A 2,898-nucleotide genomic window follows, 5' to 3' on the forward strand; every position below is an offset into this window, starting at 1 on the left:
GGGGTGAGGTTGGGGCGGCCGAGGAGGATCTCCGCGAGGCCGGGGGATGCCGCCAGCCAGCGGTTTTCCATCGGGACGTCGTTGCGGCCGAGGTCGGCGCGGGCGGCGAGGATCGCCGCGTCGATGTTGGAGTTGGCGCCGCCGGTGACCTCGTACTCGATGGGCAGCGCGTTCATGACCTCGGCGAGGATGTTCTCCGCGCCGACCGCGACCGCGCGGACCTGCGGCACGACGAGCTGCTGCGTGAGGTTCTCGATGGACATGCTGCGCTGCTGGATGGTGACGCGCGCGCCGTCGTAGACGTGCTCCATGCCCGTCTCGACGGGCACCTCGTCGACCTCGGAGAAGTCCAGCGGGTCGCCCGCGTTCTCCTGGATCTTCGCTTCTCGGGGTACGGGGACGCGGATGACGACGGTCCCGCCGGAGGGCCCGGTGTACTCGTCGCTGGGGACGCGCTGCACGGTCATGGGCAGGGCGAGGCGGCGGGACAGGAGCATGATGGCCAGCCGCGAGATGCGGGTGGACGTGACAAGGGCCATGGGGTTCCTCCATGACCTTCGGCCGGGCCACCCGCACCCCGGGGCGGGGGGCTAGTGGTGGCCGAAGGTCTTGCGTAGGGCCTGCTCGACGATCTTCTGGTCGTCGAATCCGTCGGTGTCCGGCCCGCTGGCTCCCGGCCGCAGGTGTTCGCGCGGGGGGTGTGTCTCCCGTGCGCCGCCGGGGGCGGTCTGCTGCTGGGTGTCCTGTGGGTTGGGGAGTCCGAAGTCGGCCCTGATGCGGTCGGCGGATGCCAGGAGCTCCTCGTAGGTGGAGCCGCTGAGGTACTTCGCCTGGTCTGCGGTCAGGTGCTTGGCTTCGGCGGCCCGGGCGAGGAGCGCCTGGTGCTCGTTCTCGCGTTGCTTGGCGACCAGTGCGTTGACCTGTTCGGTCAGGCGCCGGACTTCCTCGTTGCCGGTGCCGGTGCCGTTGCTGCTGGTGGTGGTGCCGGTGGAGGGGGTGTTGAGCTTCTCCAGTTCGGCGAGGGCCTTGAGTTTGTCCGCTTCGTTCTTGCGGCTCAGGGCCTTCCACTTCGCGGCTTCGGCTTCCCAGTTTTTGGGGTCACCGCCGGTGTCGCCGGTGTCGGTGCTGCCCCCTTGCGGGGCTGCGCCGGTGTCGGCGTTGTTGGTGGTGGTGTGCGTGGGTCCCGTTTCGGGTGCCTGCGCGGGGGGCTGGGTGGTCTCCCCGGTGGGGGTACCGGACTGTTCAGTTGTGTTGGTTTCGGTGGTTGTCATGCGCTGCTGTCCCGTTTCGGGTCTGGGCTCTCCCCTTTCGGGAGTGCCGGTTGCGCCGGGAGCGTTGGGCTCCCGAGGGGTCTCAACTGGTGATTCGCCCTCTTGGGCTGATGGTACCCGCGAGTTGTTCGGTTCGGCGCCTTCCTGGTCGATTTTGTGGATTGCTTGGGCGAGGAGGTGCTGCGCCCACTCGTCCTCCCCGCCCGTCTCGTCGACCGGTCCGGGAGCCGGGGGCGTGCCGGCCGGCTCCTGGCCCGGCACGGGCGGGGACTCCGCTCCGGGGTCCGCCGCCCGGCCGTCGGCCCCGGTCACGAGTCGGCCCCGTCCTTCAGGCGGCCGGTCGTCAGGTCCCAGCTCTCCGGCAGATCGGCCACCGCCCCCAGCTCGCGGGCACGGCGGATGATGTACCGCCGTACCCGCGCCCGTTCCTCCTCCGTCGCCGGTTCCACCCGCCCCACCGCTCGGATGGCTTTCGCGAGGTCGTCGCGGTTGCGGATGGGGAAGCGTCCGGGGCGGTCTTGTCCGGGTGCGGGCATGGCCTTGCCGTCGCGGACCAGGGCGCGCAGCTCCTCGTTGCCGGGCGTCGCCATCACACGGCCCCCCGGGGTCAGTCCCGCACCGGCACGGTGAAGGTCCAGGTCTTGCCGCCGGCGTCGGGGCCGTGGTGGGTGACTTCCCCGCAGGGCACCAGGCCCTCCTCGATGGCGCGCCGCAACGTCTGGCGTTCGCCCTTGCGCAGCCACGCCTCGGTGACCGCCGCAGGCTTCACGGCGGGGGCCCGGTGGGTGTACTCGCGCGTCGCGTTCGGCCGGTTCAGGGCGTCGAGGTTGAGGGTGGAGGGGTCCTGGTCGGCTCCGAGGACGACCCGGGTCCGGTAGCCGGTGCCCTCCACCTCCACCGGCCCTTCCTGCCCTCCGGGGTCCTGGTGGTCGGCGTCGTGGACCCGGGCGCCGGTGCCGGCGGGGATGTGCGCACCATCGGCGGTCGGCTCGTCCCCGTCGCGGGTGTACTTCTCCGCGGCGCTCTCCCCGTCCTTGTCCTGGTCGTCCGCGCGCAGGCGCGCGACGAGTTCGGCGGCGGTGCCCCCGGTGCGCAGGCCCCGCTCGCGGGCGGCGGCCCGCAGGTCGGAGAGCTTCATCGCGTCCCAGTTCGTCGCCGGGACGCTCCCCGGCCCGGAGGTCGAGGCCGGCGCGCCCTCCGTGGTGGCCGGGCTGTCGGTGGCCGCGCCCTCGGTGGTGTTGGTGGTGTCGGTCATGAGCCCTCCAGGAGAGTGAGCAGGAACTTCGCGAAGCCGGCGCCGGACGCGCCGCGGTAGAAGGTGGGCAGGACGTCCTCGATGAAGGCGCGTTCGCGTTCCTCGAGGCCGGTCTCGTGGGCGGTGATGCAGGCGTCCTCCAGAGCGGACGGGGCGTCGACGTGGACGCCCAGGCGCTCGCGGTAGACGGTGGCCTCCAGCAGCGTTCCGCCGGCCCGGGCCAGGTTGCGGGCGGCGGTGAGCCAGGCCGGGAGCACCACGGGCAGCCCCAGCGCCATCGCCTCGTAGATGGTGGAGCCGCCGTCCGCGATGACGACGTGCGCGCCGGCGTACTGGGTGAGGGTGGCGCGGCGGCCGGGGGCGTGCCGGGGG

The 2,898-nt window shown here is 72.4% G+C and carries 5 protein-coding genes; all 5 read right to left on the bottom strand.

Features of this window, described 5'->3' with window-relative positions; all coding sequences use genetic code 11:
• A partial coding sequence (locus FOE67_RS21625; RefSeq protein ID WP_228474147.1) for a hypothetical protein occupies window positions 1–539 on the bottom strand: 539 nt, incomplete at its 3' end.
• Between the two features lie 51 nt (window positions 540–590).
• Window positions 591–1,271, bottom strand: coding sequence for a hypothetical protein (locus tag FOE67_RS21630; protein ID WP_182666512.1), 681 nt, complete (start codon window positions 1,269–1,271; stop codon window positions 591–593).
• Window positions 1,272–1,579: 308 nt separating this feature from the next.
• A complete protein-coding gene (locus FOE67_RS21635; RefSeq protein WP_182666513.1) occupies window positions 1,580–1,861 on the bottom strand; it encodes a hypothetical protein in 282 nt (93 codons plus the stop codon).
• 17 nt (window positions 1,862–1,878) lie between these two features.
• Window positions 1,879–2,526 (bottom strand): SAP domain-containing protein, encoded by a 648-nt coding sequence (locus FOE67_RS21640; RefSeq protein WP_182666514.1) that lies wholly within the window; start codon window positions 2,524–2,526, stop codon window positions 1,879–1,881.
• The coding region (locus tag FOE67_RS21645) for a hypothetical protein (protein WP_182666515.1) at window positions 2,523–2,898 on the bottom strand (376 nt) is incomplete at its 5' end. The genes FOE67_RS21640 and FOE67_RS21645, both read right to left, overlap by 4 nt.

The organism is Streptomyces calidiresistens, assembly GCF_014141525.1.
Taxonomy (GTDB): domain Bacteria; phylum Actinomycetota; class Actinomycetes; order Streptomycetales; family Streptomycetaceae; genus Streptomyces; species Streptomyces calidiresistens.

Coding starts and splice junctions, on each gene's coding strand:
- FOE67_RS21630 (WP_182666512.1), bottom strand. CDS start 1,271: ATGACAACCACCGAAACCAACACAACTGAACAGTCCGGTACCCCCACC.
- FOE67_RS21635 (WP_182666513.1), bottom strand. CDS start 1,861: ATGGCGACGCCCGGCAACGAGGAGCTGCGCGCCCTGGTCCGCGACGGC.
- FOE67_RS21640 (WP_182666514.1), bottom strand. CDS start 2,526: ATGACCGACACCACCAACACCACCGAGGGCGCGGCCACCGACAGCCCG.